This is a genomic window from Anabaena azotica SJ-1, from assembly GCF_047275885.1.
Classification (GTDB): Bacteria; Cyanobacteriota; Cyanobacteriia; order Cyanobacteriales; family Nostocaceae; genus Trichormus_B; species Trichormus_B azotica_A.
Genome location: NZ_CP178454.1, coordinates 482,830 through 500,539, shown reverse-complemented (window position 1 = coordinate 500,539; position 17,710 = coordinate 482,830). Strand labels below are relative to the sequence as shown.

The window sequence follows — 17,710 nt, the reverse complement described above, 5'->3', positions numbered from 1 at the left end:
TAACTTTCAGGGGAAAAATCCTTTTGGTACAAAGCTTAGTAATACAAGTGTAGATGCGATCGCACATAATTTACCACAAAACCAAACTTTAATCCCACTCAATTTGCAAACTGGTACTACATGGTCAACAAAACTAGTAGATCGAAACTTTGCAGGTGCAACAACCATTAAATTATGCAGTAGTTTCTCAAAATTAATCCTGTTATGAAGAAAGCAATCGGCTAACCTATTACGAATATTTGCTGATGGGAACTTCAATGATAAATTCTGAACCACCTTCAGGACAGTTATGGTAAATCAAACTACCTTTATGAAGAACGGTAATAATTTGGTAGCTAGTAAATAAACCTAATCCAGCCCCTTGACCAACTAATTTTGTAGTAAAAAATGGCTCAAATATATGAGATTTATTTTCTTCGGTAATGCCTATACCATTATCTTTAATACTGATGAAAATTTTGTTTTTATCAATCGTATTGGTACTAATGCAAATTGTAGGTTTAAATAAATCATCAACTATTGATTCTTGTTTAGCTTCAAGCGCATCAATAGCATTTTGGAGAATATTTACCAACACTTGAGTAAATAAATTGGGATAGCCTATAAATGTTGGCAAATCTGCATATTTTTTTAAAACAGAAATGCTAATTGAGCTTTTTTTTAATATCAGTTGATCATTAATTGTCGTTAGAACATTATCAATAATTTCATGAATCTCAAAATGTGTGATACCGGCTTTATCAAGACGAGAAAAAATATGTAAAGCCTGAATTACTGAACGAATTCGTTCTGCTCCATTTCGCATAGAATCAATAATTTTGATAAAATCTGCACTCAGAAAATCTATTTGGTGTTCTTCAATAAAATTTCTAATTTCTGGAGTACCGTCTGGAAAAGATTGTTGATAAATCTGAATTAATTTAATTAGATTTTGACTATATTCTGAAGCAGGATTAAGGTTGCCCATAATAAAACTGAGAGGATTGTTAATTTCATGGGAAATACCTGCGATAATTCGACTTGCATTGACTAGCTTTTCTTTTTGAATTAGTTCTATTTGAGTATTTTGTAATTTTATGAGCATATTTTGTAGCTGATCATTACGAAATTTTAATTCTTTTTGGAGTTGTTGAATTTTTAACTGAGTTTGAATTCTGACCAAAACTTCTTCTAAATAAAATGGCTTAGTAATGTAGTCAATACCTCCTACTTGAAATGCTTTAACTTTATCAAATACTTCATTACCAGCACTCAAAAAAATAACTGGAATTGAATTTGTGATTGGATTATTTTTTACATTTTCGCATACTTCATATCCTCCCATTATTGGCATATTGATATCTAGCAGTATTAAATCTGGAGGTAGGGTTTGAACCGCTATTAAGGCAGCTTGTCCATTGATAGCTTTACGAACTTGATAATTTTGTTTGGATAAAAAATCAGACAGAAGCCGAATATTTTCCAGTTTATCATCGACAATGAGAACATCAGCTATAAAAGGTTTATTGGGTATATTCATAAATTAATTAGATGTTATGCAAATTAACACTGTTAGGAGTTGAGTTGAAATTCTGAAATATCTAAAATGAATTTAGTTAATTTTTCAGGATTTAGGGGTTCAGAAAATAAATACCCTTGTCCAAATTGACAATTTAATAATTTCAATTGTTCTAATTGATTATTTGTTTCAATGCCTTCAGCAATTATATGCATATTCATTGTTTTGGCAATTTGCACAATTGCGTTTACAAGCCCTAAATTGTCAGATTTTTCGTGTAAATGTTGAATAAATGACCGATCTATTTTCAGGTTATCAACTGGGAATGAATGCAAATAACTCAGTGATGAATAACCAGTACCAAAATCATCTATGCTCAATTGAATACCACGTTGACGTATATTTTCAATCACTTGAGCAGCAGCAGCAAAATTTTCCATAATGGCTGTTTCTGTGATTTCTAATTTTAAACTTTCTGGTGTAATTTGAGTTGCAGTTAAAATTTCATCAATTTGTTCCAGAAGGTTAGATTGAGCAAACTGGTAAGCTGATAAGTTGACGCTGATAGAGAAAGATGGGTCAACAATGTTATTTTTTTGCCATAAATGCAACTGATAGCAAGCCTGTTTGAGTGTCCAGTATCCTAATTTTAATATTAATCCTGTTTCTTCAGCAATGGGAATAAATTTACCTGGATTAATCAATCCGTGGGTAGGATGTTGCCAGCGAATTAAAGCTTCAACACCTATAATTTTGCCTGTAATTAGCTCAATAATTGGTTGATAATAAAGAACAAATTCTTGTTGGATAATAGCTTTTCGCAGATCCGTTTCTATTTGTAAACGTTGGTAAGCATCTTGGTGCATTGCTGGGGCAAAAATTTGATATTGGTCTTTACCCAAAGATTTAGCTTTATACATGGCTATATCGGCATCTCGTAGTAATGCTTCTGGGTCAGAATAAGTTGAGCAATCACGAACTATTCCAATGCTAAAAGAGAGAAAAACTTCTCGTTCTCTGAGATGAAAAGGCTCTGCAAAATGCTGAGAAATTTTTTCGGCAATTTGAATAATTGTGTCAGTATTTGTGAATTTTCTGAGTAAGATGACAAATTCATCGCCTCCTAAACGCGCTAAAAAGATATCATGATTTAGTAAAGAGTTGAGACGTTGAGTAACAGCAACGAGTAGGTCATCTCCTGCTAAATGCCCTAAAGAGTCGTTAACAATTTTAAAGCGATCGCAATCTAGATAAAATACAGCAAATTGATAATCAGGGTTGGCTTTCTGTGCTGCTATTGATTTCCAGAGTTCCTGCATTAATAAGGCTCGATTGGGCAGTTTGGTGAGGGAATCTTGAAATGCCATTTCTGCTAATTGAGAATTAGCAATTTCTAACTGTTGTGTCCGTTCCTTCACTCTTGCTTCTAGCTGTGCATTTAGTTCATGAATTGTTTGTTGAGCCTTAATAATTGTTAATTGATGTTTAACTCGTGCTAACACTTCTTCTATATGAAATGGTTTCGTGATATAATCTGCACCTCCAACTTGAAAAGCTTGCATTTTGTCACTAATATCATCTGCTGCACTTAAGAAAATGATCGGAATTTGGGCAGTTTTTGGGTTTAATTTTAGCTGTTCACAAACCTGATATCCAGTCATGTCAGGCATTCTGATATCTAATAAAATTAAAGTAGGTGGAGATACTTCAACAGTTGTTAAAGCCATTAACCCACTAATTGCTTTGCGTGTTTCATATCCATTGCGCTCTAAAATACTGGATAGCAGCCGAACATTTTCTAGTACATCATCAACGACTAAAATATTAATTTTGGTAGTTGGTAAGGAAATTTTTTCTGCTGCGCTTTGATTATTCATAAATTTATTCTTAGAGGTAATATAGCGATCCTATTTGAGTTGAGAATTTATCGGTAAGGGAAGGGAACAGGGAAAAGAAAGTGTTCGTTCATGAATCATTTAGGATTGCTATAGACAGTAAGCAATTGTTGAAGAATAACTGATAACTTTTAGTGTAAGAATTCAAGAGTCAGAGGTTAGAATGTTTGAGAAATTGGTTAATGATCAAATAGAAGTCCTATAGCTGAATGCTTATGATTAAGTTAGTGTTAAGTATTCAGGATAGAGAATAGTTCAAATCAGGAGAATAAAGGCTTTTTTAGTCAATTTTGATGATTTTGATAAAATCTCACTGCTCTTTATTCTTGATTTCATAAGCATTCTGACTCCTGAATTCTGGCAGTTAGTGTTATCAGTTGGTCAAATTGATAGTTATCAGTTAATTTAGTTAAAGCTTCAATCAGTGAAGTTTGATCATCAGGGATTTGAGAAATCAAGTTGAGACATCTGGTATCATTGCCTTGAGCAGCAGCGCAACCTAATTGATTAATCCAGTCTATTGGCATGATAGCTAAGGCGGCAGGCTCAAGAATAAAGTTAGATGGTTGAGGAAAAGAATTAGTTACGTCCCTGACAGGATTTGATTCGTATATATATTCAACTTGTAAATATTGGGATAAGATTCTGAGAATTTCTTCCCAACGGAATGGTTTGCTGAGAAAATCATCACAGCCAGCTTCTAAAGTTTTTTGACGCTGTTCTATGAAAGCACTTGCGGTCAAAGCAATGATTTTTGTAGGAGTTTGTCTTTGTCCAATAGTTAATTGTTGTTCTTGATGGCGAATTTGTTGAGTAGCTTCATAGCCGTCGAGAACAGGCATTTGCATATCCATAAAAATTAAATGTGGTTGCCATTGTTGCCACAGTGCGATCGCTTCTGTTCCATTTTCAGCTTCCTGGACTTCCAAACCTAATTGCATCAAGATTTGGCTGAGTAGTAACCGATTGGCTGAATTATCTTCCACAATCAGAATTCGATAGTCCTGCCCAGGAGCAATACTAACTGCACCATCAATGGGAATTATGGAATCAGAACTGATAACTTCTTCAGCTAATGCCAGCTGAATATAAAAAGTAAAACAACTGCCTTGACCTAGTGTGCTTTGAACCGTAATTTCACCACCCATCAATTGCACAAACTTCTGACTGATCCGTAAGCCTAAACCTGTTCCTTCCTTTGATTTTTCTCCGGTTCGTGTTTGCTGAAATGCCATAAATAAATCACCAAATTCTTCTGGAGCAATGCCATATCCAGTATCTTCAACTTCAAAACAGAGAGTATGGGAGGGTATAGGAGGAGAGATGATTGTTTCCTCTGTAAGCCTCTGTTCCTTGGCTTCTCTGCCTCCTGTCACGGCTCTTACCCGCATTTTTACACTGCCTTTGTCGGTAAATTTGATGGCATTTCCCAGCAAGTTAATGAGTACCTGACGCAGTTTGTTTTCATCGGCTTTGATGTAATGAGGTACAGTCGAATCACAGTCAAAACTTAGTTTTAAGCCTTTTGATTGTGCTTTGAGTTGGAACATGGCTTCCAGACTACGGAGCAATTTGTGTAAATCAAACTCTATTTCTGAGAGTGTTAACCTTCCAGCTTCGATTTTTGACATTTCCAGAACATCGTTAATCAGTGCTAGTAGGTGTTCACCACTTTGGTTAATGATTTCAATATAACGTTGATGATTAATGCTGAGGGATTTATCCTGCTGCATCAACTGAGTAAAGCCGAGAATAGCGTTGAGTGGGGTACGTAATTCATGACTCATATTGGCGAGAAATTCGCTTTTAGCTCCGTTGGCAGCATCGGCAGTTTCTTTAGCCTGTTTGAGTTCCTGGGCTTGTTGTTGAGTTTGGGCAAATAGTTCTGCTTGTTGTACTGCTACTCCCAACTGATTGCCAATTTGGGAGACAATGCCGATTTCTGCGTCTTGCCACTCTCGAGGTCCGTCATTTTGATAAACTGCTAATAAGCCCCAGAGTTTTTTACCACAGAAGATGGGGGTAATAATATAAGCTCGTGCTTGTAATTGTTGGAGAAGATTAAGATAGCATGGTTCAAAATTTTTTGTGTAGATATCGTTGACGCAACAATAGCTGTTTTTTTGGCGATAAATGCCGCCTTGGGTTTCTTGTAAATATGTATCATTGTTTAGTAGTTCTGAATTGTTGAGTTGAGTGGTGACACAATTGGGTTGATCAACAGCAATTTGTGTAAGTGTGGGATCGTTTGCCCGTGCGGGTAATAAAATATTCCAATTTTCAGCGACTGACTCGGAAACTAATTCCCCACTCCAATCTGGTTTGAAACGGTATATTAAGACGCGATCGCATTTAACTGCTTGTCTTAATTCTGTGGTGGTGACATTAAAAATAGAATCTAGATTTAGGGTTTGACGCATTCGCAGAATCACGCCGTTAATTGCTTTTTCCCGTTCTGCCATTACTCTCATTGTTGCTTCTGCTGTGATCCGTTCCCTAATTTCACTTTCTAGGGCGTTATTCGCTGTCATCAGTGCAGTAGTGCGTTCCTCAACTCGATACTCGAGGTCTTGATAAGCTTGGCGTTTTTCTTCTTCTGCCCATTTGCGTTGTAGTTCAGCTGAAGCCCTGGCTGCAAAAACTTTGAGGAGGTCTTTGTGGCGATCGTTTGCTAGAAAGGGTTTAACATCAATAATACAAAGGTTGCCAATAACATTCTGATTGATATCAACTAAAGGAACGCCCACGTAGCTTTTAGCCGCCAACTTTTCAATTAATGCGTTACCGGGAAAAGTATCCTCTAAGTCGTTGGGATAGACGCACAGCTGATTGTTCTGCACTACATTCTTGCAAGGAGTGTTAATCAATTCATATTCAAAGTTTTCTGCTAAATGATCTATAGACCACACGGTAATACTTCGCAGTTTTTGCAAGGAGTTGTCAATCGTCTCAAATACCATCGCGTAGGAAACGCCCAAGGCCGTGGCTAGATTCTGCACTAATGCTGGAAAAAATGCGTCACCAGTCACAGCAGCAGTACCTGACACAATAGTTTGCAGGGTTTCTTCCGCTTGCTGACGTTCTGCTATTTGCTTTTGTAATTCCTGGTTGATGATTTCTAATCGTTCAGGGGTTTGCAATGCCAAAAATTGTGGTAGGAGTTCTATTAGTTGTAAAGCTGTATAGCAGGAAACTATTGCAGTTAAAGCGCGTTCAATCCCGGAAACCCAGTAGTCTGGATGCCAAAGTGTCCAAATATCAAGGAGATGCCCTGTACCACACAAGATAATAAATGCACCAAATAAGACAAAGACCTTGGAGAAGGGAATGTCATTGCGCTTACTGACAAAATAAATTAGCATTGCGGGAATAGAAAAATAGGCGATCGCAATCAGGGCATCGCTAATTAAATGCAATCCTACTAAGGGCGTTTGCCAGAGATAGCAATGTCCATGGGGTATATAGTAATTGAACGCTAAAATATTGATGTTTGGGGATAATGTCAAAATTGTTTGCATACTTTTACCTTACCATCCTAAACATAGCAACTATAGGCAACAGGATAGTCTACAGAATCTATGTTATGTGAATATTTTCAGTAGTAATAAAGTATATTTTTACTGAATTAAATTAATTTTTGCATCATCAACAAAAAAATACCATCCATCATGCAACTTTAAGGCGGGAACTTAACAATCGGAAAGAGAATTTTACTTAATCAAAACAAATATTGATAAAATCAGCTACTGGAGAATATTGAATTGAACAGAAATGTCCATAATTGCGTGTGATTTCCCCTAAAAATTTGTTTGCACAATCCCCATCTCAAAAACAATGTAGAAGAAGAGTAATTCTCATTCTCAAGGCTGGTAATGGAAAATACTGGTAATATCAAGTCCGGGTAATCACTTGCGATGTCAGTTGTTGGTTAATAATTGCTTTTTCCCCATTACCAATTACCAGTCCCAACAGATATGACAAGTATTCCACCGGACATGATATAAATCAATTTCAAGGCTCTGAACTCATTGTTTCGCTAACATTTCCTGAATTAAATTTAACTGCTGAACAGATTTTTAATAGTGAAAAAATATAAGTAGGGTTTGATGATAGCTAACGCCAAGCGTAAGCCATAAAAGTCTTTCCGTTAGGGCTAGGAGTCAGGAGGAAGAATTAGAAGAAGAGAAGAATAGTCTTGAATCAGATCCAGTGATAGGTTTTTGCTAGTTTCAACGCTTATTCCTTGGATCTGATTCACCTTTTTAACCTTCCAACTCTTGATATATATAAGTTGTAGCTTTATATGGCTTACGCCAAGCTCCGCTATCAGCAAGCCCTAAGTATTCAGGATAGAAAATACAGAAGTCAAGATATTCAAATTTAATGATTTTGATAAAATTTCACTTCTGTGCTATGTAAAACCTAGACAAGCTCTAGATATTTATTTCTTACTTCAACGGGAGTATGGGAGCGGTTATCCCTCAGTAAGCATATACGCAAAGCGAACACTCTTTAGCCAAACGCGATAAATTAATTTCTCTTTAGAAGCAGTCATGATATCCAGTCAATTCCGATTTAGGAGTTTTTGGATATAAACACGCCTTGGATTATTTTCACCCTTATATTACCATAACCAGTCAACAAGTCAAGACCCTAGTAAAATCGTTGGAAATTTGCAAGTAATTATCAATTTTATTGAGAATACAACTGAGATTATTGAGAAAAGGTGGTAAGTCGGTATTTTTCTTCAAAAAGTTATTTAAATAACTTATCTCAGCAAAAAATTACTTTACCCAATCTAATCACATCCTAAATAAACTGGCATAATTGCATCTTGAAAATTTGTACCCTTGAGGTTAGCACCTGTTAAATTTGCACCTCTAAGATTCGCACCTGTTAAATTTGCACCCGCTAAATTTGCATTTTTTAAATTGGCACAAGTTAAATCAGCATTCGTCAAATTAGCTTCACTCAAATTAGCTCTGAATAAGTATGAACTTCCTAAATGTGAGTTCATTAAATTAGCTTTATACAAATTAGCTTGATAAAGGTAAGTTTGCATTAATTCTGCTTCATACAAATTAGCTTCACTCAGGTCTGTGGTAATTAAATTAGCTCCTATGAGGTTAGCAAAACACAGGTTACTACGGATGAGTTTGGCTGCTGCTAAATCGGCATCTTTTAAGTTGGCGTTTCGGAAATCAGTACCGATTAAATTAGCATCTGTGATTACTGCTCCTCTGAGATTTGCCTCACTCAAATCAGCACCAATTAAATTTACCTGATTTAAATCTGCCTGTGTCAGTGTGGCATTACTCAAGTTAGCAATACTCAAATTTGCCTCACTCAAATTAGCTTCTATCAACTTGGCTTGATGAAGGTTAGCACTACTCAAGTTTGCACCATTGAAATTGGTTCGCACCAATAAAGCGTGAGCTAAATTTACTTTGGTTAAATTAACTCCTTGGAGATTTGCACCCCGAAAGTTTTCTCCTTGCAGGTTGGCGGTGCTGAGGTCAATTTCCAGTTGGGAATTTTGTTTTCTCCATTCTGTCCAGGTGACAGCACCTGATTGTAGTAGGGCTAAATGCTCTCGATTTGCCATTTTTGCTCCTTTATTCCTGACGCTGACTTTGAGGTGTGCGACCTGGTACATTTTCGATCGCAGCTAAGGCTCCTGCTGCACCGGCTAAAATATCCCGCTCATTTCCCCCTAAATACAGTCGGCCAAAGCTGCCTACGGCTTGCACCTCTAAAATATTAATTTGGGCTGCTTTTTCGGCTTCGTTCGCTGCTAGGGCAGCATAAGCGGCTGGTTCAACTTCTAAAACGTACAGGGTTTGTCCTGCCAGTAGTAGCTGGCCTCTGCGTGTACGGTTGATGAGTTGGGTTTGGTAAGCGTCAATGTTGCGAATAATCTGGCTAGAAACTACACGGGGTTTGAGACAGTCTTCTTTTTTTACTCCCAGCATGGCTAAAATTGCTTGACCTGCGGCTCGTGTTTCCCCTTGGGAACCAGAATGTACTTCTAATAGTCCATACAGCCTTTCTACTACCTGTACTCCTGGACGGACTGAGGCAGATTTAAGGGCTACGTCTGTAATTTTATTGATTTCAATACCGGGTGAAATTTCAATCCACAGGGATGTGTCCCCTGGTAATGGTAAAAAACCTTGGGCTACTGTTCCCATATATGCGGCGTGTTGCGGTTGCAGATTGTCTAGAAATACGAAACTGCGTAGTTCTATGCCCAAAATTTTACTCTCCAGTCACAAGTATGCAATATTTGAGTTTACCGATAAAGGCTACATCTGAGAAGAAGGAGTTCAGAAGTTACAGGAGTTACAGGAGTTACAGGAGCAAGAATTCATTTTTACCGATACACCTTTACACGCGTGTTATTAAAATGGTGTAACTGTCTGTAGATGTATATTTTCCGCTGACTGGGGATGTTGAAAACTGATTTCTCTGGCGTGTAGATGTAATCGACTAACATCAGCATTGCAACCATATAAGCGATCGCCTAAAATTTTTACTCCCAATCCTCGCACATCAGCAGCATGAACCCTTAACTGGTGGGTGCGTCCTGTGAGGGGAATCAATTCTACACGAGTATACTTTCCTTGTTTCCCCATGACCCGAAACTTTGTCACGCTGGGTTTACCTCGTTCTAAATCAACTTGTTGATAAGGTCGATTTTCTGGATTTCTCCACAATGGTAAATCTAATACACCTTGGTCAGTGTTCAGGGAACCGGCAAGTATGGCTTCATAAATTTTGTGAATTTGTCGTTTTTCAAATTGTTGACTGAGTAGTGAATAGGTGGTGCTATCCCGTGCCAATAATAAAATACCTGAAGTTTCTTGATCTAAACGATGCACTGTCATCACTTCCAGATCATATATATTCCTTAAACGACTGAGAACACTATCTTGGTTGTCCGCATAACGTCCAGGAACAGAAAGCAATCCGGCTGGTTTATTCACAGCAATCAAGCATTCATCTTCATAAATGATGTTTACCTCTTTCTCCTTAGCAAAGTTAGATTTGAATCCTGAGAGCAAAAACCCCATTAATGGTTGACATCTTTCTACACAAGCACCATAAAATTCTCCCTGCACTTTATCCTGTCCCAACGATTCACCCCACCAAAATTCCGCCATTGCGAGGGGTTTTAATTTATGAGTCGCGGCATAATGTAACAACTTAGGAGCGCAACATTCCCCAGTTCCGGTAGGTATTCCTCCTGGTAGTAATTTTTGTAAAGATAGAGATTGTCCATAAAAATTAGTGAGACTATATGCAGCGTGCATTTGTGTCTGTAACAGCCTTGATATTTCTTTCCGCTTTTGTTTCAGTTCCCTAATTCTCGTATCTGAAGTAACTATTATCTGCTCTAATGGCTGCAAAACTTCATTTTGACGACGTTTGAAGTATTTTCGCTCAATTCCCTGTTGACGGCTTTCAGTTTCTAGTTGTGTTAAGGCAATTTCTAGGTTTTCTCCTACGAGGGTTTGGTGGTACTGTTGGCGTTTTTCCTGTCGTTGTTGTTTACTGAGGCTATGTCGCGAGTTGATTAATTCTAACTGCTGTTTAAATTCAGCAGATAATTTTTGGTATTGTTCGCGTTCTGGTAGTTGTTTAAGAGTAATTATTTCTTGTTTAATACTTTCTAATTCAGCTAAAGTACAAGCTTCTGTTAATGCAACTTCGTCACGTCCGGGAATAGGTTCAACCCAACCTTCAACAACACTAAAACCATTCAAAAGACCGGAAAAAGCTTTAATAACTCTTTGTTCACCATTGGGTAATTCAACTAGCAAAATTCCATACATTTTACCTTCACGAGCATAAAATTCATTTTGACTAAGTTGCCGCATTAAACCGTAAGCGATAACTTCTGCTATAGCGGTGCGGGGTAGTCTCAGCATTTCTCCCGTTTGGGGACATCTTCCTTCATAGTAATAGCTAGGAGGTGTGGAGGAAATTCTAGAATTAGGGTTGAGGAAATGTGAAAGCTTATTTAGCATCATGCTAATTTATTTTTTTGCTTAATCGGAAGTTTAATAATAAATTCTGTTCCTTTTCCAGGTACAGTTATACATTGTAAACTACCTCGATGCGTTGCAGTCACAATTTGATAACTAATTGATAAACCCAATCCCGTTCCTTTACCAACGGGTTTTGTTGTAAAAAAGGGATCAAATATGCGATTGCGGATTTCTGCTGGTATTCCTATTCCATTGTCTCCAATATGAATGGTAATAAACTTGTTATTTATCATTTTTGTTTTAATAACAATTTTTTTCTTAACAGAATTTTTTTCTGTTAAATTGTTTGGTTCTTTATAAATATCTATAGCATCAAGTGCATTAGTAAGAATGTTCATAAATACCTGATTTAATTGACCAGGATAACATTCAATAAACGGTAAATCGCTATATTCCTTAATTATTTCAATCTCTGAATGCTGGGGTTTTTCTTTAATTCTATGTTGGAGAATTAATAATGTATTATCAATTCCTTCATGCAGATCGACTTCTTTCATATCAGCTTCGTCAAGTCGAGAGAAATTTCTTAAAGATAAAACAATTTCCCGGATTCTTTTAGTCCCTACTTCTAGAGAAGCAATAACTTGATTTGTATCTTTTAGAATAAAATCAAAATCTATTTCTTTAATATAATTTTCAATCTGATGAACAGGTTGAGGATAATGAGTTTTATATAATTTTATCAAGGTGCTAAAATTGTGTAAATACTCTTTTAGAGGTTCAATATTACCGTGAATAAAGTTAACTGGATTATTAATCTCATGAGCAACTCCAGCTACTAATTGCCCTAAGCTTGACATCTTCTCTGTTTGGATTAATTGAGTTTGAGCTTCTTGAAGTTCTTGGAGGGTTTTTTCAAGTTCTTGAGCTTTTAGTGTTAGTTGTACTTGGGACTTTTTCAGCTGAATCTCTGTTTGTTTTCTATCAGCAATTTCTGTTTCTAAATCCTGATTCATTTGAAATAATTCAGTAGTTCTTTCAGTAACCCTAGATTCTAGAGATTGATAAAAATCAGATAATTTGCTAGTCATCTGATTAAAATTATTTGCTAAATCCTCAATTTCATCATTAGTTTTAATATCTAAATGGTAATTCAAATCTCCTGCACCAATTTCAGCTACTCCAACTTGGAGTTTATGTAGTGAACGAATAACAGGAAGAATAAAAATTAGTTGACATAAAAATATTAAAAATATGCCAATAATAGCCACAAACATAAAAATTTTATTGATTTTTCTGATTCTTATAATATTAGCATTGGCTATATTATACTCTCTTTGAGTATCTTGAGAAATGGCAGATAAATACAAGCTAATATCTTGTACATAAGAGTTAATCGCTTTGATATCTGCTTGGGATTTCACCAAAGTGGTTATATTATTATAATCTAGACCATTGGCTAAATTTGTTAAAAAAGCATGATGACGACGGATAAGTAATACTTCTGTATTTTTGTCCATCAACATTTCTAACTTATCAAGTTCAATCTGAAAATTAGACATCATTCTCTGAAATTCTATCATATCTTGAATGTTGTGATCCAAAATCACAAAATCCTTAAGAACTAGAACTTGATTTTTTAAATATTTTTCTAAATCATTAGTAATTGTGAGTGCCTGTACGGCTTTTTTCTGGCTTTTTTCTGCTAATATTTCAGCTTGATATAAATTAAAAATACTGATACCCATTAGACAGATAAACCCAGCTAATACTGTAGAAGAACCAAGAATTTTTTGCCAAATTTTCATACTATTAATTGTTTAATCTAACTTGCTTTGTAATTTCTTAATTGGTTCATAATTCAGATTATCTACCAGTGTGTATCCGGCTGTTTCCACACCAGAAATTGCTACAATCTCTGCTGGAGCATCAATTAGTGCTTTTTTAATATCATTGATTAATCCAGGATCTAGCTTATTAGAAATAACAATTGGTGCTGTTGGAAATGGAGATGATTCCCAAATTTTTACATACTTTGCTGGATCAAGTTTCTGTTCTTGCTGTGCTTTCACATAAGTTTCTTGTGCAACTGCTACAGCATCAACTTCTCCAGCTATTAAAGCTGCTATAGCTTGCTCACCACTATCTAAAAATTTAATTTCACTAAAAGTTTTCTCAGGTTCAATTCCTGCTGGTTCAAATAGTTCTATAGAAGGGATAATAAAACCTATGGTAGAAGATTTATTGATAAATCCAAATCGTTTTTTTTGCAACTCTTTAACGGTTTTAATTCTCGTGGAATTGGCAATAATCATGCTAGTATGCCAAGGTCTACCAGTGACTTTAGTCATGGGTGCAACCATGGGTTCAATTTGGATATTTTTTTCCTTGGCTTTTACATATATAAATGGATCTAAATAAGCAATTTGTATTTTTTCGGTTACAAGTAAATTTACAATTGTTTCATAGTCTTTTTGAGGCTGAATATCAAATTTATAACCTATACTTTTTTCTAAATACTTGCTCAATGCCTTTAATTGTTGAGTTTGTTTTTGAGAAGATTGATCAGAAATAATGGCGATATGCAATTTTTCTGATCCCGGTTCTGAAGCAGACTTTCGACTGGGTATCAAAGAATTGGAACTGAGAACAGCTTGACTTTGTTCACGGGAACATCCTGCACTCAGTAGCAGCATCATTATTAATAGAGATATCAGTATTGTTACTGGTTGCTGGGAATGGGAGATAGGGGATTTGCACTGGTCATAAGCCATAGGTGAAATATTCTCACTGTGACTGGGTATTAACAAGATAGGAGGAGTCAATATTCAATGACTTCAACATCTATACTTATAATTCCCTATTCTCGCCAAATGTGAACACTATCCGGGAAAATTAAAGCGGATTGTAGATAAATGAAGTACACTATCTCAGTAAAAAGCTTAAGTTGGTTTGACTAATGGCTGGTAATCAATAATACTTTAATGCTATAGAATATTTAACATACTCCGCTGGGGTCAAACAGCAATTGCTGGCGAGAGCCAGTCTAATATCACCTAATCTTTCGGGTTGATGCCCCAACCATTTGAACCTGTCCATTAATTGACTAACAAGATGGACAACGCCACTGTCTTATGGATAAATCTAGATTTTCTAAAATATGCCCACCATGAGAACAAGTTTTACTAGATGGATATCATTGATCTATATCAACAACTTGTTTATTTTTTTTTAGAAACCCGTTCTAATATTTGTAGAAATTCTCCAAATGCTAAGTCTGATATTTTTCTACCCCAAAGACGTTGCATACCTTTGAAGTTTAGGGTTTCAAAACATGAAGAAGAATTCTGAATTTTGAGTTCTTAATGTAAGTCTTGCTCCACATCCGATAGTACATAACAGGATTAATTTTGAGAAACTGCTGTACAATTTAATGGTTGCACCTGCACAGACGATTCATCATCGGTAACTAACTCAATTTTGCCCAAGGCATTGCGATACCAAGATGTAGCTTGAACGAGAGTTTGTGGAGATGCAGGTATTTGTGCTGTCACCTCAGCAGTTTTGCGGTATGGTGAGAGATCACGTAAATCAGACCAAGAGCGATCGCTCCTCAGTTCTTGAGTAGGATTTTGGGGTATACCACCCCGTCCTGTGGCGACAAATCGACTACTGGAAATTGTAGAACAACCACTAGTGATTTGTTGAGACGGGTCAGTGACATCTGTCGATAGTTCCACTAAGCCAGAGTTGGGGACAACGCCAAAGTTATTAATATCGACTGTACCGTTCACGCCAAATTCAGAACTGGCAGTGATGTCATTTTCGCCTGAGAGTTGGTCGCGGAATTGTAGCCCGAAAATGCCTTGGGTTGTGATGTTAATCTTACCGCCATTACCTTGGAAGGCGTTGGCAACAATGTCGCTGTTTTCTAATCCAGCGATGATGGGAGAAGCGATCGTAATGTTACCACCGTTGCCAGTACCATTTGCGGTTGCGGTAATGCTACTGCCTTGACGCATCAAGAGAGCATTGGTAGTGATGAAAATATCCCCACCTTGTCCAGAGTCCGTAGTGGCTAGGAATTTTCCTTGATTGTTGAGACGAATTTGGTTGCCATTAATCTCTATTCTGCCGCCATTCCCATTACCCTGATTTACGACGGAGATTTCAGCCTCATCACTAACTGTTAGTTGTGGGGTATTCAAAGTAATGCTTCCAGAGTTTCCACTAGGAATTGGATTCAGCTGAAATATTTGTTGCAGGAGTTGAGATGGAGGAATTGTACGGGCAGCAATTGTGCTGGGAAAATCGCTAGTAAAAATACCGCTAACGTCAATTGTCCTACCAACAACATCAATTCTCTCAGAGGCATTGACGACGATCTTACCACCACTACCCTGACCAGAGTTTTCAGCCCCAAGATAACCACCATTTTCGAGACGCAATCTTGGAGTATTAACCTCAATGTCTCCAGCCTTTCCAGAAGCGTAGCCATTTGTGATTACAAGAGCCAAGAACTCATTGCCAATCAGTTCTGTTGATTCTGTGGCATTGATAGTGATGCTTCCCCCAGTCCCACTACCAAAGGTTAATCCTAATAATTGACCCCCTGACTGGACACTCACACGAGGAGAGGAAATCGTTAACTTTCCGGCATCACCACTACCAAAGGTGTCAGTTGCAAGCACACTTGTGTTGAAACCTTGCTCCACAATACTACTTTGTAACTGAACTAACTCAGCGGCATTAACTGTGATATCTCCACCTCTACCCTGACCGTAACTGTTGGTGATCAAGTATGCTCCATCGTCCAGCATTAGCCGTCGTGCTGAGATTGTAATATCCCCTCCATCTCCACTTCCTTGGGTATAGTTAATGATGCGGGTCATGCTAAAAGTGTCCAGTATTCCGATCGCCCTAAAGGTATCAGAGGCACGAATATTAATTGTCCCAGACTCTTGAGTTCCTTGATTGTCAATTAAAATTAACGACCCACTACCCATACTAATGTTTTGACCTGTCAATTGAATTGAGCCTGGAGTCTTGCCACTGGTATCCAGAAGCGAATGTTGCCCCAATTCAATCTGCCCTAAGCTTTCAATTCCTTTGTAGTTAAACGTCCAGCCGAAGGAATTGGGAACAAGCTCTACAAATGCCGAGGTATTCTGAGTGCCAATCGCTCCCAGTTCAATTTGTCCGCTTGCACCAGTGAGTACGCCTCCATTCAAGTGAATGTCTCCACCCACTAAAGCTAAGGTGTGACCTGGCTGAACACTGAGGGGAGAACTCCCAACCGTGCCGCTAACCGGAAAGGGAAATCCCCCTGTTAATTGGTGTCCTGTCCCCTGCACAGTAATCCCTCCCGGATTCTGTCCCATCTGTAAACCAATGGGTACACTCATTGTCAACAATGGTGGACTACTCGGATTAACTACACTAAATTCTGACCCATCGGCAAATTTGATACTGTTGGCAGTCGTCCCTACAAAGGAGCCACTAATATTTAGACTGGCATTAGGCCCAAAAATAATCCCGCTAGGATTCATCAAAAATAAATTTACTGGATTATTGCTGTTAAGTGTTTGAATTAATCCATTAATATTGGAAGCATTTCCACCTGTTACTCGACTAAATATATTTGTTATATTGGGTGTATGAGTTAAATCGAATGTGGCTGAACCACTTGTAGGAACTGAAAAATTAGTGAAGCTATGAAATAAATTATTGTCTTTTTCAATACCATTAAGAATATTAAAATTATTGCCACTGGAGTTGACAGTGGTCTGAGTTGTACCATCTGATATCACCTGAGCTAGGAGTATTCCCGGAGTTAATAAACCAGTAGTCAATGCTCCTAAAAGTGTCTGAAACCAGATATTTAATGCTTTGGGAATTGATTTCATAACTATAAACTCAAACTCCTGTAAATTTTTCTAGTTAGGATTCTCTAAATAGCATTGCATATTCATATCAGGATTAATTGTGAAAAACTGCTGCACAGTTTAATGGTTGCACCTGCACAGAAGATTTATCATCGGCAACTAATTCAATTTTGCCCAAGGCATTGCGATACCAAGACGTAGCTTGAACGAGAGTTTGTGGAGATGCAGGTATTTGTGCTGTCATTTCACCAGTTTTGCGGTATGGTGAGAAATCACGTAAATCAGACCAAGAGCGATCGCTCTCTAAAACGATTTTTCCGCCTTCACCACTCGCATTCTCAGCTACTGCAACGGTGATGCCACTAAATATCAATCACTGGGTCGCTGACTTCTACATTTGGTAATCGTGAAATTATTGCCATTCTCAGAGACAGTGGTTTT

The 17,710-nt window shown here is 37.3% G+C and carries 9 protein-coding genes and 2 pseudogenes; all 11 read right to left on the bottom strand.

Annotated features, from left to right (window positions below):
* Positions 1 to 229 precede the first annotated feature (229 nt).
* Entirely contained in the window at positions 230 to 1,519 is a 1,290-nt protein-coding gene (locus ACLLO5_RS02100) for a response regulator (RefSeq protein ID WP_413173841.1), read from the bottom strand.
* A 32-nt stretch (positions 1,520 to 1,551) separates the two neighbouring features.
* Complete coding sequence (locus tag ACLLO5_RS02095) at positions 1,552 to 3,375, bottom strand: putative bifunctional diguanylate cyclase/phosphodiesterase (protein ID WP_413173840.1); 1,824 nt, start codon at positions 3,373 to 3,375, stop codon at positions 1,552 to 1,554.
* Positions 3,376 to 3,725: 350 nt separating this feature from the next.
* Positions 3,726 to 6,911 carry a GAF domain-containing protein gene (locus tag ACLLO5_RS02090; protein WP_413173839.1) on the bottom strand — a complete coding sequence of 1,062 codons (3,186 nt, stop codon included), beginning with the start codon at positions 6,909 to 6,911 and terminating at the stop codon, positions 3,726 to 3,728.
* 1,280 nt (positions 6,912 to 8,191) lie between these two features.
* Complete coding sequence (locus ACLLO5_RS02085; RefSeq protein ID WP_413173838.1) at positions 8,192 to 8,998, bottom strand: pentapeptide repeat-containing protein; 807 nt, start codon at positions 8,996 to 8,998, stop codon at positions 8,192 to 8,194.
* Positions 8,999 to 9,008: 10 nt separating this feature from the next.
* On the bottom strand, positions 9,009 to 9,647 hold the full coding sequence (locus ACLLO5_RS02080) for a hypothetical protein (protein WP_413173837.1): 639 nt from the start codon (positions 9,645 to 9,647) through the stop codon (positions 9,009 to 9,011).
* Between the two features lie 147 nt (positions 9,648 to 9,794).
* Entirely contained in the window at positions 9,795 to 11,423 is a 1,629-nt protein-coding gene (locus ACLLO5_RS02075) for an RluA family pseudouridine synthase (RefSeq protein WP_413175989.1), read from the bottom strand.
* On the bottom strand, positions 11,423 to 13,192 hold the full coding sequence (locus ACLLO5_RS02070) for an ATP-binding protein (RefSeq protein ID WP_413173836.1): 1,770 nt from the start codon (positions 13,190 to 13,192) through the stop codon (positions 11,423 to 11,425). The genes ACLLO5_RS02075 and ACLLO5_RS02070 overlap by 1 nt, the downstream gene beginning before the upstream one ends.
* Positions 13,193 to 13,204: 12 nt before the next feature.
* Positions 13,205 to 14,083, bottom strand: coding sequence for a phosphate/phosphite/phosphonate ABC transporter substrate-binding protein (phnD, locus tag ACLLO5_RS02065; protein WP_413173835.1), 879 nt, complete (start codon positions 14,081 to 14,083; stop codon positions 13,205 to 13,207).
* Between the two features lie 318 nt (positions 14,084 to 14,401).
* Positions 14,402 to 14,719, bottom strand: a pseudogene (locus ACLLO5_RS02060) (zinc ribbon domain-containing protein); the annotation flags it as partial.
* A gap of 69 nt (positions 14,720 to 14,788) precedes the next feature.
* Positions 14,789 to 17,290: a filamentous hemagglutinin N-terminal domain-containing protein gene (locus tag ACLLO5_RS02055; RefSeq protein WP_413173834.1), complete on the bottom strand. Its 2,502-nt coding sequence runs from the start codon at positions 17,288 to 17,290 to the stop codon at positions 14,789 to 14,791.
* Between the two features lie 73 nt (positions 17,291 to 17,363).
* Positions 17,364 to 17,576: pseudogene (locus tag ACLLO5_RS02050) on the bottom strand (hypothetical protein); the annotation flags it as partial.
* Between the last annotated feature and the right edge of the window lie 134 nt (positions 17,577 to 17,710).